Origin of the sequence: Pseudomonas sp. WC1 (assembly GCF_050586565.1) — a bacterium.
Classification (GTDB): domain Bacteria; phylum Pseudomonadota; class Gammaproteobacteria; order Pseudomonadales; family Pseudomonadaceae; genus Aquipseudomonas.
The window spans coordinates 21,133-42,785 of record NZ_JBOBDQ010000034.1; the positions used below are offsets into that span (position 1 = coordinate 21,133).

The 21,653-nt window shown below is 65.6% G+C and carries 21 protein-coding genes and 1 other RNA gene; 10 read left to right on the forward strand and 12 right to left on the reverse strand.

Translation table 11 applies throughout. The annotated features are described in order from the left end of the window. Nucleotides 1–40: 40 nt before the first annotated feature. Complete coding sequence (locus tag ACQ4OD_RS16085) at nucleotides 41–511, reverse strand: Lrp/AsnC family transcriptional regulator (protein ID WP_023631494.1); 471 nt, start codon at nucleotides 509–511, stop codon at nucleotides 41–43. A 125-nt stretch (nucleotides 512–636) separates the two neighbouring features. Between ACQ4OD_RS16085 and ACQ4OD_RS16090 the strand changes: the two genes are divergently transcribed. From ACQ4OD_RS16090 to ACQ4OD_RS16100, 3 genes are all read left to right on the forward strand, one after another. Next, on the forward strand, nucleotides 637–963 hold the full coding sequence (locus ACQ4OD_RS16090; RefSeq protein ID WP_430944569.1) for a hypothetical protein: 327 nt from the start codon (nucleotides 637–639) through the stop codon (nucleotides 961–963). A 97-nt stretch (nucleotides 964–1,060) separates the two neighbouring features. Continuing rightward, complete coding sequence (locus ACQ4OD_RS16095; protein WP_430944570.1) at nucleotides 1,061–2,719, forward strand: GspE/PulE family protein; 1,659 nt, start codon at nucleotides 1,061–1,063, stop codon at nucleotides 2,717–2,719. Nucleotides 2,720–2,811: 92 nt separating this feature from the next. After that, on the forward strand, nucleotides 2,812–3,126 hold the full coding sequence (locus tag ACQ4OD_RS16100; protein WP_102685073.1) for a DUF2388 domain-containing protein: 315 nt from the start codon (nucleotides 2,812–2,814) through the stop codon (nucleotides 3,124–3,126). Between the two features lie 57 nt (nucleotides 3,127–3,183). Here ACQ4OD_RS16100 and gcvP read toward each other — a convergent pair whose 3' ends face one another. The 10 genes from gcvP to ACQ4OD_RS16150 form a co-directional block, all read right to left on the reverse strand. Next, nucleotides 3,184–6,057 carry an aminomethyl-transferring glycine dehydrogenase gene (gcvP, locus tag ACQ4OD_RS16105; RefSeq protein WP_139674392.1) on the reverse strand — a complete coding sequence of 958 codons (2,874 nt, stop codon included), beginning with the start codon at nucleotides 6,055–6,057 and terminating at the stop codon, nucleotides 3,184–3,186. 177 nt (nucleotides 6,058–6,234) lie between these two features. Further along, nucleotides 6,235–6,618 carry a glycine cleavage system protein GcvH gene (gene gcvH, locus ACQ4OD_RS16110; protein ID WP_111531967.1) on the reverse strand — a complete coding sequence of 128 codons (384 nt, stop codon included), beginning with the start codon at nucleotides 6,616–6,618 and terminating at the stop codon, nucleotides 6,235–6,237. Nucleotides 6,619–6,666: 48 nt separating this feature from the next. Further along, nucleotides 6,667–7,749, reverse strand: coding sequence for a glycine cleavage system aminomethyltransferase GcvT (gene gcvT / locus ACQ4OD_RS16115; RefSeq protein WP_139674398.1), 1,083 nt, complete (start codon nucleotides 7,747–7,749; stop codon nucleotides 6,667–6,669). A gap of 124 nt (nucleotides 7,750–7,873) precedes the next feature. Next, on the reverse strand, nucleotides 7,874–9,496 hold the full coding sequence (locus tag ACQ4OD_RS16120) for an ABC transporter permease (protein ID WP_139674400.1): 1,623 nt from the start codon (nucleotides 9,494–9,496) through the stop codon (nucleotides 7,874–7,876). 109 nt (nucleotides 9,497–9,605) lie between these two features. After that, on the reverse strand, nucleotides 9,606–10,607 hold the full coding sequence (locus ACQ4OD_RS16125; RefSeq protein WP_139674403.1) for an extracellular solute-binding protein: 1,002 nt from the start codon (nucleotides 10,605–10,607) through the stop codon (nucleotides 9,606–9,608). A 133-nt stretch (nucleotides 10,608–10,740) separates the two neighbouring features. Next, a complete protein-coding gene (locus ACQ4OD_RS16130) occupies nucleotides 10,741–11,958 on the reverse strand; it encodes a 2-octaprenyl-3-methyl-6-methoxy-1,4-benzoquinol hydroxylase (protein WP_198755018.1) in 1,218 nt (405 codons plus the stop codon). 9 nt (nucleotides 11,959–11,967) lie between these two features. After that, a complete protein-coding gene (locus tag ACQ4OD_RS16135) occupies nucleotides 11,968–12,450 on the reverse strand; it encodes a DUF4442 domain-containing protein (RefSeq protein WP_110697164.1) in 483 nt (160 codons plus the stop codon). Beyond that, nucleotides 12,447–13,646 (reverse strand): 2-octaprenyl-6-methoxyphenyl hydroxylase, encoded by a 1,200-nt coding sequence (gene ubiH / locus ACQ4OD_RS16140; protein ID WP_430944571.1) that lies wholly within the window; start codon nucleotides 13,644–13,646, stop codon nucleotides 12,447–12,449. Before ubiH ends, ACQ4OD_RS16135 begins: the two co-directional genes overlap by 4 nt. Beyond that, the gene (pepP, locus tag ACQ4OD_RS16145) at nucleotides 13,643–14,977 is read right to left on the reverse strand and encodes a Xaa-Pro aminopeptidase (RefSeq protein ID WP_046853725.1); all 1,335 of its coding nucleotides are present in this window, start codon (nucleotides 14,975–14,977) and stop codon (nucleotides 13,643–13,645) included. The genes ubiH and pepP overlap by 4 nt, the downstream gene beginning before the upstream one ends. Nucleotides 14,978–14,998: 21 nt before the next feature. Then, nucleotides 14,999–15,553, reverse strand: a complete 555-nt coding sequence (locus tag ACQ4OD_RS16150) for a YecA family protein (protein WP_038707024.1) — start codon at nucleotides 15,551–15,553, stop codon at nucleotides 14,999–15,001. A 146-nt stretch (nucleotides 15,554–15,699) separates the two neighbouring features. On the opposite strand from ACQ4OD_RS16150, the gene ACQ4OD_RS16155 reads away from it, so the two are divergent. From ACQ4OD_RS16155 to ACQ4OD_RS16170, 4 genes are all read left to right on the forward strand, one after another. After that, complete coding sequence (locus ACQ4OD_RS16155) at nucleotides 15,700–15,909, forward strand: TIGR02449 family protein (RefSeq protein WP_023631616.1); 210 nt, start codon at nucleotides 15,700–15,702, stop codon at nucleotides 15,907–15,909. Beyond that, a complete protein-coding gene (locus ACQ4OD_RS16160; RefSeq protein WP_023631617.1) occupies nucleotides 15,906–16,223 on the forward strand; it encodes a cell division protein ZapA in 318 nt (105 codons plus the stop codon). Before ACQ4OD_RS16155 ends, ACQ4OD_RS16160 begins: the two co-directional genes overlap by 4 nt. A 17-nt stretch (nucleotides 16,224–16,240) precedes the next feature. Next, a non-coding RNA gene (gene ssrS / locus ACQ4OD_RS16165) (6S RNA) lies at nucleotides 16,241–16,420 on the forward strand. A 61-nt stretch (nucleotides 16,421–16,481) separates the two neighbouring features. Then, nucleotides 16,482–17,141, forward strand: coding sequence for a 5-formyltetrahydrofolate cyclo-ligase (locus tag ACQ4OD_RS16170; RefSeq protein ID WP_430944572.1), 660 nt, complete (start codon nucleotides 16,482–16,484; stop codon nucleotides 17,139–17,141). On the opposite strand, the gene ACQ4OD_RS16175 is transcribed toward ACQ4OD_RS16170, so the two are convergent. Beyond that, nucleotides 17,099–17,254, reverse strand: a complete 156-nt coding sequence (locus ACQ4OD_RS16175; protein ID WP_011536298.1) for a hypothetical protein — start codon at nucleotides 17,252–17,254, stop codon at nucleotides 17,099–17,101. The genes ACQ4OD_RS16170 and ACQ4OD_RS16175 overlap by 43 nt on opposite strands. Nucleotides 17,255–17,430: 176 nt before the next feature. Between ACQ4OD_RS16175 and ACQ4OD_RS16180 the strand changes: the two genes are divergently transcribed. The 3 genes from ACQ4OD_RS16180 (at nucleotide 17,431) to rbbA (ending at nucleotide 21,653) form a co-directional block, all read left to right on the forward strand. Next, nucleotides 17,431–17,880, forward strand: coding sequence for an EVE domain-containing protein (locus tag ACQ4OD_RS16180; protein ID WP_046853722.1), 450 nt, complete (start codon nucleotides 17,431–17,433; stop codon nucleotides 17,878–17,880). A 93-nt stretch (nucleotides 17,881–17,973) separates the two neighbouring features. Further along, entirely contained in the window at nucleotides 17,974–18,933 is a 960-nt protein-coding gene (locus ACQ4OD_RS16185) for an HlyD family secretion protein (protein ID WP_046853721.1), read from the forward strand. Then, entirely contained in the window at nucleotides 18,930–21,653 is a 2,724-nt protein-coding gene (gene rbbA, locus ACQ4OD_RS16190; RefSeq protein WP_430944573.1) for a ribosome-associated ATPase/putative transporter RbbA, read from the forward strand. Before ACQ4OD_RS16185 ends, rbbA begins: the two co-directional genes overlap by 4 nt.

Here is a 21,653-nt window from a genome sequence, read left to right on the forward strand (position 1 = left end):
CCTGCACTCGTGGGAGCGGGCTTGCCCCGCGATTGGCGCTTCAGGGCCTCAGCGGCAGGCTCGTGGTCGACTTGATCTCCGACAACGCCACGATCGAGTTAACTTCCTGAATACCCGGCACGTTCGACAGCTTTTCGAAGAAGAACCGCTCGTAAGCCTCGATATCCGAGGTGACGATACGCAGCAGGAAGTCCACCGCCCCCATCAGCACATAACATTCCAGCACTTCGGGAAAACCGCGGATCGCCTCGGTGAACTCGGCGAAGTTCGAACGGCCATGGGCGTTGAGCTTCACTTCGGCGAAGATCTGCGTGTTCAGCCCTACCTTCTTGCGGTCCAGCAGCGTCACCTGGCCGCGAATCACGCCCTCCTCTCTCAGGCGCTGAATGCGCCGCCAGCAAGGTGACTGCGACAGGCCCACACGCTCGGCGATCTGCGCGCTGGACAGCGAGGCGTCGTCTTGCAGCAGTTCAAGGATGCGCCGGTCATAAGCGTCCAATTCGCCAAGCATTATTAATTCTCCAATTTGCATTTTTGCGAATTAAAAAATTCGCGTTAGCGCGATATTGGCGAATCATAGCGAAAAAATGCCCCGTGTGACGTGCAAGAATTTCTCCACTTTCGCGGAGACCCAGCATGAACGCACTCGAACGGCCCCTCAACTTGCCCCGCATCGACGCCTGGGCCGCCAACACTGTCCACTGCACGGTGCACTACCGCCTGCAGGCAGACGCCGAACCGGACAGCCTGTGCCGCGTGCTCAACCTGTTCGCCTTGCAATTCCTCACCCCGCACAGCGTCAACGTGAGCCAGTGCGACGATCTGCTGGACGTGGCGATCGGCGTCGGCGGCCTGAGCTGGCACCGGGCCGAAGTGATCGCGCAGAAACTGCGCAACCTGGTCTGCGTCAGCGAAGTGTGCCTGGCGAACCTGCCACAGCTTGCGGAGGTAGCCCGCCGTTGAAACCGCCAGGCAATGTCCGGAAACCCTTTGCACCGACGCCTTGCGTCCCGCACGGCTAGCCTTGCCCAGGCCTCTGAAGCTCGGCAAGGACGCTTCCATGCTCGCCAACGACCACCATGATCTTGACCTCAATCGCCTGCTGGATGCCTTGCTGGCTGAGCAGCGGATCGCCCCCGAAGCCGCTCTCGCGGCACTCGAGCGCGGCAAGACCCACCCTGCTGAACATCCCTTGGAACTGATCGCCGCCATCGGCCACCCGCTGGAGCTGGACGCCCTGTGCCGCTGGCTGGCAGACCGGGTAGGCCAGCCTTTTCTGGTAATCGACCCCTTGCAGGTCGACCTGGTGCGCGTGGCCGGGCTGATGTCCGCAGCCTTCGCCCAGCGCCATGGCATCCTCGCCGTGGCCGTGGATGAATACAGTGTCACGGTGGCCAGCGCGCAGCCTTATCAACACGAATGGGAGGCAGACCTGAGCCGTAGCCTGGGAAAGGCAGTGCGTCGGGTGCTGGCCAGTCCGCGACAGCTCCGCCAGCTGCGCCCGACCTTCCTGGGCCTGGCCCACTCCGTGCGCGGCGCGGGCCTTGGCCAGTTGCCCCGTCTCGGCGAGCTGGAGCAACTGCTCGAACTGGGTGCCAGGCAAGCCCAGGCCAGCGCGGACGACGCCCATATCGTGCACATCGTCGACTGGATGCTGCAGTACGCCATCGAGCAGCGCGCCAGCGATATCCACCTGGAGCCCCGCCGTGAACAAGGCCATCTGCGCCTGCGCATCGATGGCCTGCTGCACGCGGTGTATGCCTTCCCGGCCAGCGTCACACTGGCCATGGTCAGCCGGCTGAAGCACCTGGGCCGCATGAACGTCGCCGAAAAACGCCGGCCACAGGACGGCCGCCTGAAAACCCGCCTGCCCAGCGGCGCCGAGGTGGAACTGCGCCTGTCCACCCTGCCCACCCCGTTCGGCGAGAAGCTGGTGCTGCGCCTGTCCGACCCTCAGCAACTGCACGACAGCCTAGAAACCCTGGGCCTGGAGGGCGTGTTGCTGGAGCAGTGGCTGGCCCTGCTGCAACAGCGCCAGGGCATCCTGCTGGTGACGGGGCCGACCGGCTCGGGCAAGACCAGCACCCTCTATGCCAGCCTCCGGCACTTGGCTACCCCCCAGGTCAACCTGTGCAGCATCGAAGACCCGATCGAGCGTCTTGAACCGATGATCAACCAGTTGCAGGTCCAGCCCAGCCTGGAGCTGGACTTCGCCAGCGGTGTCCGTGCCCTGCTGCGCCAGGACCCGGACATCATCATGATCGGCGAAATCCGCGACCGAGCAACCGCTCAGGTGGCCGTGCAGGCGGCCCTCACCGGGCATCTGGTGTTGTCGACCCTGCATACCCAGGACGCCTGCGGCGCGATCACCCGCTTGTTGGAGCTTGGCGTCGCCGACTACCTGATCCGGGCGACTCTGATCGGGGTCATGGCCCAGCGCCTGGTGCGCACGCTATGTCGCGCTTGTGTGGACCTGCGCCCGCAGGATCGCCAGGCCTGCCCGCAATGCAGGGGTACGGGTTTCCATGGGCGTACCGGGCTGTTCGAACTGCTCCAGGTCAGCACCGCATTGCGCGAACGGATCACCCCCACCAGCGACCTCGCCGCCCTGCGGCAACAGGCCGAGATAGACGGGCTGCGTGACCTTAGACGGCACGGTGGCGACCGGGTCGCCCAGGGCAGGACCTGTACCGAAGAGGTCCTGCGGGTCTGTGGATAACCAAGAAATCCCCTTTGTGGCCGGGAACTTGGGGCAGTGAGAAACGCTCAAATCGGCATCTCAACCGCCCTCATACACCGAGGTGATTCATCATGCGTTTCAAAACAGCCATCGCAGCCACCGTCCTGTTCTCGCTGCCCCTTGGCTCCGCCATGGCCGACACGTTCTGGCGCAATATCATCTCCTCCGGCGCGACTACCGCCTCGACCTACCTGACGTTCAAGGACCACAAGCTGATCGTCGCCGCCCAGGACGACGCCGGCAGCTTCGTTGCCAGTGATGGCGCCATTCGCGGGCCGTTCCTGGAAGCCGCAATCCGCCAGGTGCGTGCGGACAACCCGGGCGTGCAGGCCAGTGACATGGAGCTGGCCAACGCGATCCTGGCCAAGAACGCCGTGGCCGAGTAAGTCCCAGGGCTGCGTTGCAGCCCCCATGCAATACAACTGCCCCTGCCTCGCCAGACCCTAGCGATACGCCTCCACCGGCACGCACGCGCAGAACAGATTCCTGTCCCCATACACGTTGTCGACCCGGTTCACCGCCGGCCAGTACTTGTGCTGGCGGGCGTGAGCGCTGGGGGCGATGCCCTGTTCGATGCTGTAGGGCCGGCTCCACGGCGCCAGTACATCGGCCAGGGTATGCGGGGCATGCTTGAGCGGGTTGTCCTCCGCAGGCCAGTTGCCGTCCTGCACCTGCGCGATCTCGGCGCGGATCGCCAGCATCGCTTCGACGAAACGGTCCAGCTCGGCCTTCGACTCACTCTCGGTGGGCTCGACCATCAACGTGCCCGGTACCGGGAACGACATGGTCGGGGCATGGAAGCCATAGTCCATCAGGCGCTTGGCCACGTCCTCCTCGGTAATGCCGGTCAGCGCCTTGAGCGGGCGTAGATCGAAGATGCATTCATGGGCCACGCGCTGGTTGCGCCCTCGGTACAGCACCGGGAAGGCATCGCGCAGCTGGCTGGCCAGGTAATTGGCGGACAGGATCGCCACCTCGCTGGCATCGGCCAGCTGCGGACCCATCATGGCGATGTACATCCAGCTGATCGGCAGGATGCTGGCGCTGCCCCAAGGCGCCGCGCTCACCGCGCTGTTGTTCGGGTCCAGCCCCGGCACCGGCACCACCGGGTGGCTGGCCACGAACGGCTTGAGATGTGCCCGGATGCCAATGGGCCCCATGCCCGGGCCACCGCCGCCATGGGGGATGCAGAAGGTCTTGTGCAGGTTCATGTGCGAGACATCGGCACCGATGTCCGCCGGCCGCGTCAGCCCTACCTGGGCATTGAGATTGGCGCCGTCCATGTAAACCTGCCCGCCAAGCTGGTGCACCACCTCGCAGATCTCGCGGATGCCTTCTTCATACACCCCATGGGTGGACGGGTAGGTCACCATCAGGCACGACAGCCGCTCGCCGGCCTGCCGCGCCTTGGCCTTGAGGTCGTCGAGGTCGACGTTGCCATCCCCGTCGCACTCGACGATCACCACCTCCATGCCGGCCATCTGTGCCGACGCCGGGTTGGTGCCATGGGCCGAGGACGGGATCAGGCAGATCGTGCGCCCGGCTTGGTGGCGGCTGCGGTGGTAACGAGTGATCGCCATCAGCCCGGCGTACTCGCCCTGGGCGCCCGAGTTGGGCTGCATGCAGATGGCATCGAAGCCGGTGATGGCGCACAGCCAGGCTTCGAGCTCGTCGATCATCGCCTTGTAGCCTTGCACCTGCGCTGCCGGGGCGAACGGATGCGGTTGGGCGAACTCAGGCCAGGTGATGGGGATCATCTCGCTGGTGGCGTTGAGCTTCATGGTGCACGAGCCCAGCGGGATCATCGACTGGTTGAGTGCCAGGTCCTTGTTCTCCAGCTGCTTGAGGTAGCGCAGCATCTCGGTCTCGCTGTGGTGCAGGTTGAACACCGGGTGCTGCAGGATCGGCGTGCGCCTCACCAGCGCGCCAGGGATGCCTTCGGGCAGGGCCTGCTGGTCGAGGGCGGCAATGTCCAGGCCGTGGTCGACGCCGAGGAAAATGTCGAACAGCTTGAGCACCGTGGCCTCGTCGCAGGTTTCGTCCAGGCTCACCCCCAGATGGCCACGGCCAAGGATGCGCAGGTTGATGCGGGCGTCCTCGGCGCTTTCGATAATCGCAGCCTGGGTGCCGCCGACGTCCAGCGTCAGGGTGTCGAAGAAATGCTGGTTGAGGCGCTTGATGCCCTTGGCCTCGAGCCCGGCGGCCAGGACGAAGGTCAGCCGGTGCACGCGCTGGGCGATGCGCTGCAAGCCCTCAGGCCCGTGATAGACAGCATAGAAGCCGGCGATGTTGGCCAGTAGCACCTGGGCCGTGCAGATGTTGGAGTTGGCTTTCTCGCGACGTATATGTTGCTCGCGTGTCTGCAGGGCCATGCGCAGCGCAGTGTTGCCACGGGCATCACGTGATACGCCGATGATGCGCCCGGGCATCGCCCGCTTGTAGTCGTCGCGGCAGGCGAAATAGGCCGCGTGCGGCCCGCCATAACCCATGGGCACGCCAAAGCGCTGGGTCGAGCCGAGCACCACGTCGGCCCCCAGTTCGCCGGGCGGTGTCAGCACCACCAGGCTGAGGATGTCGGCGGCGACGCAGGCCAGGGCCTGCTGACCGTGCAACTGGTCGATCAGCGGGCGCAGGTCGCGGACCTCGCCGTGGGTGTCCGGATACTGCAGCAACGCCCCAAACACCTTGTGCTTGCCCAGGTTGTCCACGGTGTCGACGATCAGCTCGAAGCCAAAGCCTTCGGCACGGGTCTTGAGCACCGACAGGGTCTGCGGATGGCAGTGTTCGTCGGCGAAGAAGGCGTTGCTCTTGCTGCGCGCCACGCGCTTGGCCAGGGCCATGGCTTCGGCGGCGGCGGTGGCCTCGTCAAGCAGCGAGGCATTGGCCAGGGGCAGGCCGGCAAGGTCGATGACCATTTGCTGGAAATTCAGCAGCGCCTCCAGCCGGCCTTGGGCGATCTCTGGTTGGTAGGGTGTGTAGGCGGTGTACCAGCCAGGGTTCTCCAGCACGTTGCGCAGGATGACGGTGGGCGTGATGGTGGCGTGGTAGCCCATGCCGATCAGGCTGGTCCATAGCTGGTTCTGCGCAGCGTAGCCTGCGAGTTTGGCCAGTGCGGCCTGCTCATCGAGGGCCGGCGGCAGGTCGAGTGGGCGATTGAAGCGGATGCCCGGCGGCACCGTCTGCTCGATCAGTTCACTGCGGCTGGCGACGCCGAGGGCGTCGAGCATGGCCTGCTGCTCCTGGGCATCGGGCCCCAGGTGGCGACGCAGGAAAGGGTTTGGCTCTTGCAGTTGGCTCAGCGATGGTGACTGGGACATGGCGACGATCTCTTCCTGGACCAGCTCTCATGGAGACTTACAAGTCTAGGAAGGATTGCCGAATATGCGGGGATTATTGCGTTTGCCGTGCAGCCCTCATCGGGGGCAAGCCCGCTCCCACGCCTGGAACACATCGCCATGGCGCACGTCGTGGGAGCGGGCTTGCCCCGCGATCATTTACTCGCCGATGGCAGCCTTGTAACCAGCAGCATCCAGCAGCTTGTCCAATTCAGCCGGGTTGCTCGGCTTCAGCTTGAAGATCCACGACTCGTAAGGTTCTTCGTTGAGCAGCTCCGGGCTGTCAGCCAGCTCTTCGTTGACCGCGATGACTTCACCACCCACCGGCGCATAGATATCCGAGGCGGCCTTGACCGACTCGACCACACCAGCAGCGTCGCCGGCTTCGAACACCTTGCCGACTTCGGCCAGTTCGACGAACACCACGTCACCCAGTGCTTGCTGGGCATGGTCACTGATACCCACGGTCACCGTGCCATCGGCTTCCAGGCGAGCCCACTCGTGGCTTTCGGCAAAACGCAGGTCGGCGGGGATTTGGCTCATTGTCTTGTATTCCTCGTAATGGGTCAGCGGACGGCCCGCCGTTAATGTTCAGATCAGGATCTTGCCATGGCGCACGAAGGTCGGCTTTACCACTCGCACCGGGTACCACTTGCCGCGGATTTCCACCTCGGCCCGGTCACCGGTGGCCATGGGCACACGGGCCAAGGCAATGGATTTGCTCAGCGTAGGCGAGAAACTACCACTGGTGATCTCCCCTTCGCCAATCCCGGACACACGGACCACCTGATGCGCGCGCAATACGCCACGCTCCTCGAGCACCAGGCCGACCAGTTTCTCCTTCACGCCCTGTTCGATTTCCGCGAGCAGGCCGCTGCGGCCGACGAATTCGCGCCCGGCCGGCTCCCAGGCGACACTCCAGCCCAGGTTGGAGGTCAGCGGAGTATGGGCCTCGTCGATGTCCTGGCCATACAGGTTCATGCCGGCTTCCAGGCGCAGCGTATCGCGTGCGCCCAGGCCACTCGGGGCGATACCGGCGCCGACCAGGTCGTTGTAGAACGCCGGGGCCTGTTCGCCCGGAAGAATGATTTCCAGCCCGTCTTCCCCGGTATAGCCGGTGCGGGCAATGAACCAGTCACCGTCGGCGAGGCCTTCGAAGGGGCGCAGCTCGCGGATCAGCGCGGCCCGCGAGGCGCTGAGCAGGGCAGCGACCTTTTCTCGGGCGTGAGGCCCCTGGATGGCGAGAATGGCCAGTTCAGGCCGCGCCTTGAAATTCACCTTGAAGCCTTCGCTGCGGGTCTGCAGCCAGGCCAGCACCTTGTCGCGGGTGGCGGCATTGGCCACCAGGCGATAACCGTCTTCGGTGCGGTAGGCGATGAGATCGTCAATGACCCCGCCCTCGGCATTGAGCAGCGGGCTGTAGAGGGCCTTGCCGGGGCTTTCCAGGCGCGTCACGTCGTTGGCCAGCAGGTGCTGCAGCCAGGGCGTGGCGGCGCAGCCATCGATATCGATGACCGTCATGTGGGAAACATCGAACACCCCGCAATCACTGCGCACCTGGTGGTGCTCCTCGACTTGCGAGCCGTAGTGCAGGGGCATGTCCCATCCGCCGAAATCGACCGTCTTGGCGCCGAGCGCCAGGTGCAGGTCATACAGAGGCGTACGCTGTCCCATGGGTTTCTCCTTCCGGGCGTGGCGAGGCGGCGGCGGTCGGCGATGTTCAAGCATCACCTGTTCTTGTAGGACCCGTCGCTGCGAATGCCGCGCATTGTAGCCGCAAGGGAGCTGCGTGACACCCTCAGCGCGGATGCCCCGGACGATGGGCCGAACGGCGGATCAGGCCGATCACCGGCAGCAGGCCGACCAGTACCAGAGTCAACGCTGGCAGCGAAGCACGCGCCCATTCGCCCTCGCTGGTCATCTCGAACACGCGCACGGCCAAGGTGTCCCAGCCAAACGGGCGCATCAACAAAGTCGCCGGCATCTCCTTGAGTACATCGACGAATACCAGCAGGGCGGCACTGAGGGCGCCGGGCACCAGCAACGGCAGATACACCTTGAAAAACAATCCTGGGCCACCGACCCCGAGGCTGCGCGACGCTTCCGGAAGCGATGGGCGGATCCGCTCCAGGCTGCTCTCCAGCGGACCATAGGCCACAGCGATGAACCGGACCAGATAAGCCAGCAACAATGCCGACAAGCTTCCCAGCAACATCGGTTTGCCAGCCCCACCCAACCACTGGGACAGCGGCACTACCAGCTCGTTGTCCAGGTAGCTGAACGCCAACATGATCGACACGGCCAGCACCGAGCCGGGCAAGGCGTACCCCAGGTTGGCCAAGCCGACCCCGGCGCGGATACCAGCGGTCGGGGCCTGCCGCCTGGCGAACGCCAGCAGCATGGCCACGCTGACCGTGATCAACGCCGCCATGGCACCGAGGTACAGGGTGTGCATGACCAGGCCGAGATAACGCTCGTCGAGGTCGTGCCGACCCCGCTGCCAGAGCCACGCCAGCAACTGCAGCATCGGGATGACGAAGGCACAGGCGAACACCAGCAGGCACCAGACACTGGCAGCCAACGCCTTGATACCCCGCAAGTGATAAAGCGCCTGTGCCCTCGGGCGTTCGTTGCCACTGCGGCTGGCCCCTCGGGCCCTGCGCTCGCCATACAGCACCAGGATCACGGCCAGCAACAGCAGGCTGGCCAGTTGCGCCGCGCTGGACAGGCTGAAGAAGCCGTACCAGGTCTTGTAGATGGCTGTGGTAAAGGTGTCGAAATTGAATACTGCCACCGCGCCGAAATCGGCCAGGGTCTCCATCAATGCCAGGGCGATGCCGGCGCCGATGGCCGGCCGCGCCATGGGCAAGGCCACCCGCCAGAACGCCTGCAGCGGTGACAGCCCCAACACCCGCGCCGCCTCCATCAAGCCCTTGCCCTGGGCCAGGAACGCTGTGCGCGCCAGCAGGTAGACGTAGGGGTAGAACACCAGCACCAATACCGTGATCACGCCACCGGTGGAGCGCACCCTGGGCAGGCGCATGGGCCCGAACACCTCGCGCAGCGCAGTCTGCACGGGGCCTGCAAAATCGAGCAGGCCGACGAAGACGAACGCCAGAACATAGGCCGGGATGGCGAACGGTAACATCAAAGCCCAGTCCAGCCATCGCCGACCGGGGAATTCGCAGAGGCTGGTGAGCCAGGCCAAACTCACCCCCAGCACGGTCACGCCAAGACCTACGCCGACCACCAGGGTCAGGGTGTTGCCCAGCAGGCGACTCATCTGGGTGTCGAGCAGGTGCGACCAAATCTGCATGTCGACCGACTGCCATGACAACAGCAAGACGCTGAGCGGCAGCAGGACCAGGGCGGCGACCAGCAAGACCGGGAGGTACCAGCGACGTTGGGGGGTGTGGGCCAAATGGAAGATCTCGAGGGCTGTGCGATAGCATCGCGGGGCAAGCGCGCTCCCACAACTTTGCGAGAGCGGGCTTGCCCCGCGATCAGTTCTCAAGGATAAGGCGGTGGACTCAGTTCCAGCCAGCCCGATCCATCAAGCGAATGGCTTCGGCCTGGCGCTTGCCAGCGACTTCCACCGGAATGCTGTCGGCCTTGAAGCTACCCCAGGCCGCCACTTCCGCCGAGGGTTTCACCTTCGGGTTGGCCGGGAATTCCTGGTTGATGTCGGCAAACAGCTTCTGCGCCTCCTCGCCGGTCATCCACTCCACCAGTTTCTTTGCCGCTTCCGGGTGCGGCGCATGCTTGGTCAGGCCGATGCCCGACAGGTTGACGTGCACACCGCGGTCACCCTGGTTGGGCCAGAACAGCTTCACCGGCAAATCGGGCTTTTCCTTGTGCAGACGGCCGTAGTAATAGGTGTTGACGATACCCACGTCGCACTGGCCGGCGGCAATGGCCTGAAGCACTGCGGTGTCGTCGGAGAACACGTCGGTGGACAGGTTGTTGACCCAGCCCTTGATCAGTTTCTCGGTCTCGGCCTCGCCGTGGTTCTCGATCAGGGTGGCGGTCAGCGACTGGTTGTAGACCTTCTTCGCCGTGCGCAGGCACAGGCGGCCTTCCCAATGTTGGTCGGCCAGGGCTTCGTAGGTGCTCAGTTCGGCAGGTTTGACCCGGTCGGTGGAGTAGGCGATGGTCCGCGCGCGCAGGCTCAGGCCAGTCCAGTCGTGGGACGAGGCGCGGTACTGCGGCGGAATGTTCTGGTCAATGGTGGCCGACTTGATCGGTTGCAGGATGCCCATCTGCTCGGCTTGCCAGAGGTTGCCGGCATCGACGGTGAGCAGCAGGTCGGCCACGCCGTTCTCGCCCTCGGCCTTGATGCGCTGCATCAAGGGGGCTTCCTTGTCAGTGATGAACTTGATCTTGACGCCGGTCTTGGCGGTGTAGGCGTCGAACACCGGCTTGATCAGCTCGTCGATGCGCGAGGAGTACACCACCACTTCTTCCGCCGCCTGGGCGGTGCCGCCGAACAGAGTGAGGGCCAGGGCGGCCAGTAGGGGCTTGCGGGGCAACATCGGGATACTCCTCGCTGGGTTGAGAGGTGCAAATGGTAGTGGTTCCCATTTTTAGACTCATCCGTAGAGCCGTTACCGAATGTTGCAAACAATCGCGGGGCAAGCCCGCTCCCACGCTCCCGCGATGATGGCTTCAGGCCTTGGCCAACGCCGGCAAGTCCCCGGACAACCCCAATGCCTGGCGCACGAACAGCGCCTTGGCCTCCGGCATCTGCTCCACCAGCTTCAGCCCACTGTTGCGCAACCAGCGCAGCGGCAAAGGGTTGGCCTGGAACAAACGCTCGAAGCCCTCCATCGCTGCCATCAGTGCCAGGTTGTGCGGCATGCGCCGCCGTTCGAAGCGGCTCAGCACCTTCACATCGGCCAGGCGCTCGCCGCGCTCGCTGGCACGTACCAGCTCTTCGGCCAGCACAGCGGCATCGAGGAAGCCCAGGTTGACCCCCTGCCCCGCCAGCGGATGGATGGTGTGGGCGGCGTCGCCGATCAGCGCCAGCCCTTCATCGACGTAGCGCTTGGCATGGCGCTGGCGCAGCGGCACGCAGACCCGTGGATCAGCCTCGAGCACATCCCCCAGACGGCCTTCAAAGGCACGCTCAAGCGCCTTGCGAAACGCCGCGTCGTCCAGCGCCATGGCCTGCTCGGCCTGCTCCGGCGTGGTCGACCAGACAATCGAGCACCAGTCCTGGCGGCCATCACGCGACAGCGGCAGGAACGCCAGCGGGCCTTCATCCGTAAAGCGTTGCCAGGCCGTGGCGCGGTGCGCCTCACTGCAACGCACGCTGGTGACGATGGCGTGATGCAGGTAATCCCATTCGCGGGTCTGGCAGCCCGCCAGGCGACGCACCGCCGAGTTGGCGCCATCAGCGGCGACCACCAGCGGCGCGCGCAGCTTGCGACCATCGGCCAAGGTCACCAGCCATTCGTTGCCGGAGCGGCGTAACTGCTCCAGGCGGGCATTGGCCAGCAGCCCGACATCGCTGTCGTGCAGACGCTCCAGCAGGCCGTCCTGGACCACGCGGTTCTCGACGATATGCCCCAGCACCTCGGCGTGCACGCTGGCCGCGGAAAAATGAATCTCGCCGGTGCCGCTGCCATCCCAGACGTGCATGTCCGAGTAGGGCGAAACCCGGCGCCGGGCGATGCCCTCCCAGGCTCCCAGGCGCTCGAGAATGCGCTGGCTGGCGGCCGACAGGGCACTGACCCTGGGTTCGAAAGGCGCCTCACCGTCAAACGGCTTGACCGACAAAGGACCGCCGTCGAGCAGGAGCACCTCCAGGCCACTGTGGCGCAAGGCCAGGGCCAGGGCGCTGCCGACCATGCCGGCACCGACAATCAACAGATCTGCGCGCATTTCCATGCCTTACGCCTGCCTCGCTTGCGGCTTGAGCCGCACGTATAAAGTTTTGTCGACCCGCGCCACCAGCTCGCCGGCGCCATCGCGGATCTCCACCTGCAGCCGCGGCAAGTATTTCTTGCCGCTGGCGGTCTGCTGGCGGATCTCGTCGAGCAGCGCGTCGTCGACGTGGAACTGGGCATACACCGGGCCCTTGCCCGGCGAGATGAAATCGATGGAGGCGGCCTTGTCCCAAACGATGTACTCGCGCCCCAGTTGCTCGATCAGCAGCAGCATGTAGAACGGGTCGACCATCGCGTACAGGCTGCCACCGAACTGGGTGCCGACGTAGTTGCGATTCCACCGCGTCAGCTTCATGCGCACCTTGACGCTGCGCATGTCCGGGCTGATTTCCTGGATGTGGATGCCGGCACCCAGGTACGGCGGGTAGACGTTCAGCAACCAGCGCAGCATCCGCGCTCGCCGTGCGAGCCGGCGCGCAGCGCTCATGGGCGGCCCCGCGGATCGGGGCGAGTGCCGAGGCCCATGGCCTGGCGGGCGAACCAGCTTTTCGCCGGTGGCAGCAGGTCCAGCCCGAGCAGGCCGATGTTGCGCCCGGCAGCCAGCAGCGGCTGGCTGCTGCCGAACACACGGGTGACCTGGTCAGAGAAGCCGATGGTCAGGGCCTGGTCGAGGCGCTGGCGCTGGTGATAGGCCTGCAACGTGGCGAGATGGCCCGGCAGCGCCGGGCCGGCCAGTAGCGCATCCGCCAGCGACTGCACATCACGCAGCGACAGGTTGAAGCCTTGGCCTGCGATAGGGTGCAGGCTATGGGCGGCATTGCCCAGCACCACCAGGTGCGGGCGCACCTGCTCCTCGGCCTCCACCAGCGCCAGCGGGTAGAGATGGCGGGCACCGACCTGGCGCAGGGCGCCGAGGCGGTAGCCGAAGGCTTCCTGCAGCTCGCGCAGGAAGCTGCGCTCGTCGAGCTCGACCAGGCGTTTGGCGTCCATCCCCTGACGGGTCCATACCAGCGCACAGCGGTTGTCCGCCAGCGGCAGCAGGGCCATCGGCCCTTGCTCGGTGAAGCGCTCGAACGCCTGCCCGGCATGGGCCTCGCCTGGGGTGATGTTGGCGATCAGCGCGCTCTGGTCATACGGCGTGTGGCGCACATGGATGCCCAACTGCTCGCGCAGGCCCGAACGGCCACCATCGGCCAGCACCGCCAGGTCGCATTCCAGCGTGGTGTCGTCGTCCAGCTGCAGCCGATAGCCACCGGCGATGGCCTGCATCGCCTGCACTTGCGCCGGGCAGCGCCAGCTAACCACCTCGTTGTCGATGGCCTGCCACAGGCACTGGCCGAGCCAGGCGTTCTCCACCACATAGCCAAGCGCCGGCACGCCTTCCTCCAGCGCATCCAGGCGCGTGGCGCCGAAGCGGCCACGGTCGGACACCTGGATCTGCCGGATCGGCTCGGCGCGGCGGCTGATGGCCTGCCACAACCCCAGCCGCTCGTAGATCTGCCGGGTGCCGTAGGACAGCGCCGAAGAACGCGCGTCGTAGCTGGGCTGGAAGCTGTCGCCCGGGGCGAACGGCTCGATCAGCAGGATCGTCCAGCCACGCGCCTTGGCCGCGGCCTGCAGCGTCAGGGCCAAACTGGCGCCCACCAGGCCGCCACCGATGATCGCCAGGTTGACCCGGTTCATGCGGCGTCCTTGCGGGCTTCGTGCATCAGCGCCTCGATCTCGGCGACCGTGCGCGGCACGCCTGAAGTGAGGATTTCACAGCCTTGTCTGGTTACCACCACGTCGTCCTCGATCCTTACGCCGATGCCGCGCCATTTCTTCGCCACGGCCTGGTTGTCGGCCGCGATATAGATGCCCGGTTCGACGGTCAACGCCATGCCCGGCTCGAGCACGCGCCACTGGCCACCGACCTTGTATTCGCCCACGTCGTGCACATCCATGCCCAGCCAGTGCCCGGCGCGGTGCATGTAGAAGGCCCGGTAGGCCTCGCTGTCGATCAGCGCCTGCACCTCGCCCTTGAGCAGGCCCAGCGCCACCAGCCCTTCGGTGATCACCCGCACGGTCGCCTCGTGGGCATGGTTCCAGTGCTTGCCCGGGGCGATCTCGGCGAACGCCGCGGCCTGGGCCGCGAGCACCAGCTCGTAGATGGCTTTCTGCTCGGGCGAGAAGCGCCCGCTGACCGGGAAGGTGCGGGTAATGTCGCTGGCGTAGCAGTCGATCTCGCAACCGGCGTCGATCAGCACCAGGTCACCGTCCTTGAGCGGCGCATCATTCTGCTGATAGTGCAGGATGCAGCCATTGCGCCCGGCGGCGACGATCGAGCCGTAGGCCGGCATCTTCGCCCCACCCTTGCGGAACTCGTAGTCCAGTTCGGCTTCCAGGCTGTACTCATGCAGCCCTGCCCGGCAGGCCTGCATGGCGCGCACATGGGCACGGGCGGAGATCGCCGCGGCCTCGCGCATGACCTTCACTTCCGCCGCCGATTTATACAGGCGCATGTCGTGCAGCAGATGATCCAGGGCAACGAACTCGTTCGGCGGCTGGGCGCCCAGGCGCGCCTTGGAGCGGATCACATTGATCCACTCCATCAGCCGGCGATCGAACTCGGGGTTGCCACCCATGTTGCTGTAGACCCGCTCGCGGCCTTCGATCAAGCCGGGGAGAATTTCGTCGATATCGCTGATGGGGAAGGCATCGTCGGCGCCGAAATCACGCACCGCGCCTTCCTGGCCGGCACGCAGGCCGTCCCACTGCTCGCGCTCTGGATTGCGCTCGCGGCAGAACAGCACGTACTCGCCATGCTCGCGGCCCGGGATCAGCGCGATCACCGCCTCGGGTTCGGGGAAGCCGCTCAGGTACTGGAAATCGCTGTCCTGGCGATAGACATGCTCGACGTCGCGGTTACGAATGGCGACTGCGGCGGCAGGCAGGATGGCGATGCTGTTGGGGACCATCTGCGCCATCAGCGCCTTGCGCCGACGGGCGTACTCCGCCTTGGGTATGTGGCTCATGGGCAAACGACCCCGATCAGATCAGTGCAGCGATGGCTTTGGCGCGGGCGCTTCGGGCTTGGCCAGCTCGGTGTACAGCAGCAGCGGGGCGACGCGCAGGTACTCCATGACTTCCATGTAGTCGCTTTCGCCGTCCTCGGATTCTTCCAGCGCTTCCTGGACCTGCGAGATGGCCACCAGGTCCTGGAGCACTTCCTTGGCATCGGTGGACAAGTCCTTGCCACCGGCGTTCAGGCCGAAACCGGTGATGAAGCCCTGGCACCACTGGCCCAGCGCGGTGGCGCGGTCGCTGAGTGCGGCATCATCGGAAGGCAACAGCAGGACGATGGCGACGTCGTCGCCGGTCAGCTCGGCCTTGACCATCTCTTGCAGGCCGACCAGGGCGTTGCGGACAGTGTCACCGGGCTCGGTCTCGAGCAGCTGGGCGGCGTCGGCCAGCCAGGCATCGGCATCGAAGCCGGCGCCGGCGCAGCTGCGGCCGATCAGCAGGCCATGCAGCTCGGCGGGGGTGACTGGGTGGCCATTGCTCGAAAGCAACATGGCGAAGGCAATGTAGGGCGATTGGGTATTGGGCATGGGCAGCTAGGCGCCAGACGGCGCAATGACTAGAATGGAGACCTTGTATCCTAGCACCGGCAGGCGCGCCAAGACCATCGGCACTGGCCGTCGCGCCCTTGGGGCAGGCATGATCGCCAGGCGAGTCAAGGAATCGAGTGCAATCCATGCAAGAGAACGACCTGCAAGCGCTGATGAGCCGGTTCGAGTTGCTGATCGAACGGGTCGAGCAACTAAAGCGGCAAAACGCACTCTTAGTAGCTCAGGAACGATCCTGGCGCGAGGAGCGCGCCCACCTGATCGAAAAGAACGAGATCGCCAAACGCAAGATCGAATCGATGATCCTGCGCCTCAAGGCCCTGGAGCAAGACTCATGAGTTCAAGCAATAGCGTCACCGTCCAGATCCTCGACAAGGAATACTCGATCATCTGCCCGCCCGAGGAGCGCAACAACCTGGTCGGCGCCGCCCGTTACCTGGATGGCAAGATGCGCGAGATCCGCAGCAGCGGCAAGGTGATCGGCGCCGACCGTATCGCCGTGATGGCCGCGCTGAACATCACCCATGAGCTGCTGCACCGTCAGGAACGCCCCGAAGTGGCCAGCGGCGGCACCACCCGCGAACAGGTGCGTGACCTGCTGGAGCGGGTCGACCAGGCGCTCTCCGACGATCCGGTTAGCAAAAGCGACTGAGATTGGTATACTGGCGCCACTCCCTGGGGGATGCGCCAGTCGGTTATGTCCCTGAGCCGATACGCACAACCACGGGGGTTGCACGCTGGGGCCGGTGTGCATGTCCGCCCGACGGAAAGCCTTAACGCCCCCTGCAATCTCCACCTTGAACTTTCGGGTTCAAGGGCTACACCGATAGCGGTCTTGTCGGGGAGCCTGCTTTCAGAACTGCCCGCCTTCCACGGCGGGCTTTTCGTTTCTTCAGGGATCGCCCGTGCCATGACCGACACCGCGCCGCTCACCCGCCCCCAGCTTCGCCGTCTCCTGCGCAACGCCCGCCGCGCCCTCACACCCGCCCAGCAACGCCAGGCCGCCGAGGGCCTCTATCGCCAGCTGGCGCAGCATCCACTGTTCCGCCGCGCCCGGCACATCGCCCTGTACCTGCCCAATGACGGCGAAATCGACCCGCGCCTGCTGCTGCGCGAAGCGCACAGACGCGGCAAGTGTGTCTACCTGCCGGTGCTGCACGCCTGGCCCGCCACGCGCATGGTGTTCCAGCGTTTCGAGCCAGGCGAGAAGCTGCGCCCCAACCGGTTCGGCATCGCGGAACCGATGGTGGAGCGCAAACGCCAACGGCCGATCTGGGCGCTGGACCTGATCCTGCTGCCGCTGGTCGGCTTCGATGAGAGGGGGGGGCGCCTGGGCATGGGCGGGGGCTTCTATGACCGCAGCCTGGCCTACCAGGGCCGGCGCAAGGCCTGGAAAAAACCATTGCTGCTGGGGCTGGCGCATGAATGCCAGAAGGTGGAGCGGCTCAACCAGGCAAGCTGGGATGTACCGTTGCAAGGCACGGTGTCAGACCGTGGTTGGTACCTGGCGGCGAAATGCACCCGCGATCAGCGGTGCTGTTGCTGCGCCGGATCGACGGGCGCCTGCTGATAGGCGGCATCGAGCTTGCGCTCCCACAAACCTTGCGCGTAACCGGTGGTAACCACGCCCAGGCCGAAGATGAAGGCCAGGATCCAGAGCAGGTCCGGTTTACGTTGTTTCATTGATTGCCCCCCAAGAACAACTGTCCAGGCTCGGCGGCTTTCTTGATGGCTGCCGGAGCGTATAGCTTAAAATCGGCGCATTTTCCGACAACATGAGTCGCTAGGCAAACGTTGACGCCAACCGACTGTCGGTTTCATGCAACGAGTTATTTCAAACTCTTTCAGGAGCAGCATCCATGGCCTACTGGCTGATGAAATCCGAGCCCGACGAGCTCTCCATCGAAGCCTTGGCACGCCTGGGCAGCGCCCGCTGGGACGGAGTACGCAACTACCAGGCACGCAATTTCCTGCGGGCCATGAGCGTAGGCGACGAGTTCTTCTTCTATCACTCCAGCTGCCCGCAACCAGGGATTGCCGGCATTGCCCGGATCAGCGCCGCGGCCTACCCCGACCCGACTGCCCTCGACCCGCAAAGCCACTACCACGACGCCAAGGCCAGCGCCGAGAAGAACCCGTGGAGCGCGGTGGATGTCGAGCATGTGCAGACCTTCCGACAGGTACTCGGCCTGGGCCTGCTCAAGCAGCAGGCGGCACTGGAGGAACTGCCACTGGTGCAAAAGGGCAGCCGCCTGTCGGTGATGCCGGTGACCGCCGAACAATGGGCCGCGATCCTCGCGCTGAGCTGATTGTGCGTCTATTGTCAGGGGTTTGATCAATATCAACGCGCCAGGATGCGCGTCGCGCCAGGATAAGGCGTGCAAGCCGCAGGATGCAGACCGATGAATCGAAAAGCCCCCAGAATCTTCGCCTCCGCCCTTGTATTGCTGTTGCTGGCGGCAGGCGGGCTGGGTTACTGGAAGTCCCTTCACGACCGCCTGCCCGAAGGCCTGAGCATGGGCAACGGGCGCCTCGAATCCACCGAAGTGCAGATCGCCAGCAAGGTCCCCGGGCGCCTGGCCGAGGTGCTGGTCGATGAAGGCGACAAGGTCACCCGCGGCCAACTGCTCGCCCGCATCGATACCCGCACCATGGAGGCCCAGCGCAGCCAGGCCGAGGCCGAGGTACTGCGCGCCCGCGAGAACTACGCCGCTGCCCAGGCCAGCGTGCAACTGCGCCAGAGCGAACTGCTGCTGGCCAGCCAGGAGCTCAAGCGCGTTCGCGAAATCTACCAGCGCAAGTTCGCCAGCCAGCAACTGCTCGACCAGCAACAGGCACGCTACGACACCGCCACCTCAGCCGTGGTCGCCGCCCGCGCCCAGCTGGCGGCAATCAAGGCCGCCATCGGCGCCGCCGAGGCACAGGTGGCCCAGCTCACCAGCGAGATCGACGACAGCAGCCTGCGCGCCCCCATCGACGGCATCATCCAGCTGCGCCTGGCCGAGCCCGGCGAGGTGCTCGGTGCCGGTGGCCGGGTGCTGATGCTGATCGATCCCAGCGACCAGTACATGAACCTCTACCTGCCCGCCGCCACCACCGGCCGGCTGACCGTGGGCGACCAGGCGCGGATCGTGCTCGACGCCCTGCCCGAGCAGGCCCTGCCGGCGAAGATCGCCTTTGTCGCGGCCAAGGCGCAGTTCACGCCGAAACAGGTCGAGACCCGTGACGAGCGGCAAAAGCTGGTGTTCCGGGTCAAGCTGCGTCTGACCGAGCCGAGCGCCGTGCCCCAGGCCAAGCCGGGCATGCCCGGCGCCGGGTACGTGCGCACCGCCGACGTGGGCTGGCCGGCCAACCTGCAATGAACGCGGCGACAGCGCTGCAGGCCGACGGTGTCAGCCACCGCTATGGCGATCTGCAGGCCCTGCACCCCCTCGCATTCAGCCTGCCGGCCGGCACCCGCTGCGGCCTGATCGGCCCGGATGGCGCCGGCAAGTCGACCCTGCTCGGGCTGATTGCCGGGGTCAAGCGCCTGCAACAGGGTGAGTTGCAGGTGCTCGGCGGTTCGATCCGCCAACGCCGCCACCGCACCGCGCTGTACCCCAAGGTCGCATTCATGCCCCAGGGCTTGGGCAACAACCTGTACCCGGAGCTGTCGATCCGCGAGAACATCCGCTTCTTTGCCACCCTGTTCGGCCTCGGCCGCGCCGAATGCGAGCAACGCATGGCCAGCCTGCTGCGCGCCACCGACCTCGAACGTTTCGCCGAGCGCCCGGCTGGCAAGCTGTCGGGCGGCATGAAGCAGAAGCTGGGATTGTGCTGCGCACTGATCCACGAGCCGGACCTGCTGATCCTCGACGAGCCGACCACCGGCGTCGACCCGCTGTCGCGGCGGCGCTTCTGGGAACTGGTCGAACAGGTGCGCGCCCAGCGTCCGCAGCTGACCCTGCTGGTGGCCACCGCCTACATGGAGGAAGCCGAGCAGTTCGAGCACTGCCTGATGCTTGATGCCGGTCGCCTGCTGGCTGCGGGCCTGAGCCGTGAGCTGGCCGCGGCCACGCCCAGTGGCAAGCTCGATGATGCCTTTACCCATTTCCAGGGAGCCGGCCGCGAGCAGCCTGAGCCGCTGCGGATTCCGCCACGCCAGATGGATGATGGGCCGGTCGCCATCGAGGCCCACGACCTGACCTTGCGCTTCGGCGACTTCACCGCGGTCAACAAGGTCAGCTTCGCCATCGGTCGCGGCGAGATTTTCGGCTTCCTCGGTTCCAACGGCTGCGGCAAGACCACCACCATGAAGGTGCTCACCGGCCTGATGCCGGCCAGCGAAGGCAGCGCCAGCCTGCTCGGGCGCCCGGTGGATGCCGGTGACCTGGCCACGCGCAAGCGGGTCGGTTTCATGTCCCAGAGTTATTCCCTGTACGGCGAGCTGAGCGCCCGGCAGAACCTCGAGTTGCACGCTCGTCTGTTCGACCTGGCCAAGGCCGACAGCGCGCCGCGCATCGCCGAACTCATCGAGCGCTTCGACCTTGGCAACATCGCCGACCAGCCTTCCGGCGCCCTGCCACTGGGCCTGCGTCAGCGCCTGTCGCTGGCCGTGGCAGTGCTGCACCGCCCGGAAGTGCTGATCCTCGATGAACCGACCTCGGGCGTGGATCCGGCGGCCCGCGACGATTTCTGGCGGCTGCTGGTGGAGTTGTCCCGCGAACAGGGCGTGACCATCTTCCTGTCCACCCACTTCATGAACGAGGCCCTGCGCTGCGACCGCATCTCGCTGATGCACGCCGGCCGGGTGCTGGCCTGCGACACCCCGCAGGCCCTGCAAATCCAGTTCGGCGGCGACACCTTGGAAGACGCTTTCGTGCGTTGCCTCGAACAGGCCCAGGACGCGCCCACCCAGACACAAGCCGACACCAAGCTGGAACAGGCCGCTGCCCCAGCGACCGCCCTGCGCCAGGCATTCAGTCTGCGCCGCCTGCTGGCCGTCGCCAGTCGCGAAGGCAAAGAGCTGCTGCGCGACAAGGTGCGCCTGGCCTTCGCCCTGGCAGGGGCATTGTTCATGATGGTGATCTTCGGCTATGGCATCTCGCTGGATGTGGAAAACCTCGCCTTCGCCGTGTACGACCAGGACCAGAGCCCGCAGAGCCGCGCCTACCTGGAGGCCTTCCGTGGCTCACGCTACTTCGCCGAGCGGCCGCCGATCCGCGATGCCCGCCAGCTGCACCAGCGCTTGCAGCGCTCGGAGATCAAGCTGGCCCTGGAGATCCCGCCAGGCTTTGGCCGCGATCTGCATGCCGGGCGCCAGCCGGTGGTTGCAGCCTGGCTTGACGGTGGCATGCCGTTTCGCGCCGAAACCAGCCGCAACTATGTCGAAGCCGTGCACCAGGCCAACCTCGAACAGCTCGCGGCCCTCGGCCCGAACCCTGTCTCGCGCCAGCAGCCGGTACGCCTGGAAACACGCTTTCGCTACAACCAGGACGTGGTCAGCGTGAACGCCATCGGCCCCGGCGTCATGGCGCTGATCCTGGCCTTCATCCCGGCCATGCTGACCGCGCTGGGTATCGTGCGGGAAAAGGAACTGGGCTCGATCACCAACTTCTACGCCACGCCCCTGACCCGCCTGGAGTTCCTGCTCGGCAAGCAGGCGCCCTACCTCGCGGTAAGCCTGGTCACCCTGGCGCTGCTGGTGGCGATGAACCGCTGGCTGTTCGGCGTGCCGCTCAAGGGCAGCCCGCTGGCACTGGCCTGCGGTGGCCTGGCCTACCTGCTGGCGACCACCAGCTTGGGCCTGCTGATCTCCGCGTTCACCCGCACACAGATCGCGGCGATCCTCGGCACCATGATCATCACCAGCCTGCCGACCATCCAGTTCTCCGGGCTGATCGTGCCGCGCTCGTCGCTGGACGGCGCGGCGGCGCTGATGGGCCAGCTGTTCCCGGCCGGCTACTTTCTCGACATCGCCGTCGGCACCTTCACCAAGGCCTTGGGCCTGCGCGAACTGTGGCCGCAGTGCCTGACGCTGCTGGGCTTCTTCGCCGCCTTCACCGGGCTGAGCCTGATCATGCTGAAAAAGCAGGAGGCCTGA

Bases quoted from the DNA above. Each gene is read 5' to 3' on its own strand.
- ACQ4OD_RS16085 (WP_023631494.1), bottom strand. From the start codon at position 511: ATGCTTGGCGAATTGGACGCTTATGACCGGCGCATCCTTGAACTGCTG.
- ACQ4OD_RS16090 (WP_430944569.1), top strand. From the start codon at position 637: ATGAACGCACTCGAACGGCCCCTCAACTTGCCCCGCATCGACGCCTGG.
- ACQ4OD_RS16095 (WP_430944570.1), top strand. From the start codon at position 1,061: ATGCTCGCCAACGACCACCATGATCTTGACCTCAATCGCCTGCTGGAT.
- ACQ4OD_RS16100 (WP_102685073.1), top strand. From the start codon at position 2,812: ATGCGTTTCAAAACAGCCATCGCAGCCACCGTCCTGTTCTCGCTGCCC.
- gcvP (WP_139674392.1), bottom strand. From the start codon at position 6,057: ATGTCCCAGTCACCATCGCTGAGCCAACTGCAAGAGCCAAACCCTTTC.
- gcvH (WP_111531967.1), bottom strand. From the start codon at position 6,618: ATGAGCCAAATCCCCGCCGACCTGCGTTTTGCCGAAAGCCACGAGTGG.
- gcvT (WP_139674398.1), bottom strand. From the start codon at position 7,749: ATGGGACAGCGTACGCCTCTGTATGACCTGCACCTGGCGCTCGGCGCC.
- ACQ4OD_RS16125 (WP_139674403.1), bottom strand. From the start codon at position 10,607: ATGTTGCCCCGCAAGCCCCTACTGGCCGCCCTGGCCCTCACTCTGTTC.
- ACQ4OD_RS16130 (WP_198755018.1), bottom strand. From the start codon at position 11,958: ATGCGCGCAGATCTGTTGATTGTCGGTGCCGGCATGGTCGGCAGCGCC.
- ACQ4OD_RS16135 (WP_110697164.1), bottom strand. From the start codon at position 12,450: ATGAGCGCTGCGCGCCGGCTCGCACGGCGAGCGCGGATGCTGCGCTGG.
- ubiH (WP_430944571.1), bottom strand. From the start codon at position 13,646: ATGAACCGGGTCAACCTGGCGATCATCGGTGGCGGCCTGGTGGGCGCC.
- pepP (WP_046853725.1), bottom strand. From the start codon at position 14,977: ATGAGCCACATACCCAAGGCGGAGTACGCCCGTCGGCGCAAGGCGCTG.
- ACQ4OD_RS16150 (WP_038707024.1), bottom strand. From the start codon at position 15,553: ATGCCCAATACCCAATCGCCCTACATTGCCTTCGCCATGTTGCTTTCG.
- ACQ4OD_RS16155 (WP_023631616.1), top strand. From the start codon at position 15,700: ATGCAAGAGAACGACCTGCAAGCGCTGATGAGCCGGTTCGAGTTGCTG.
- ACQ4OD_RS16160 (WP_023631617.1), top strand. From the start codon at position 15,906: ATGAGTTCAAGCAATAGCGTCACCGTCCAGATCCTCGACAAGGAATAC.
- ACQ4OD_RS16170 (WP_430944572.1), top strand. From the start codon at position 16,482: ATGACCGACACCGCGCCGCTCACCCGCCCCCAGCTTCGCCGTCTCCTG.
- ACQ4OD_RS16175 (WP_011536298.1), bottom strand. From the start codon at position 17,254: ATGAAACAACGTAAACCGGACCTGCTCTGGATCCTGGCCTTCATCTTC.
- ACQ4OD_RS16180 (WP_046853722.1), top strand. From the start codon at position 17,431: ATGGCCTACTGGCTGATGAAATCCGAGCCCGACGAGCTCTCCATCGAA.
- ACQ4OD_RS16185 (WP_046853721.1), top strand. From the start codon at position 17,974: ATGAATCGAAAAGCCCCCAGAATCTTCGCCTCCGCCCTTGTATTGCTG.
- rbbA (WP_430944573.1), top strand. From the start codon at position 18,930: ATGAACGCGGCGACAGCGCTGCAGGCCGACGGTGTCAGCCACCGCTAT.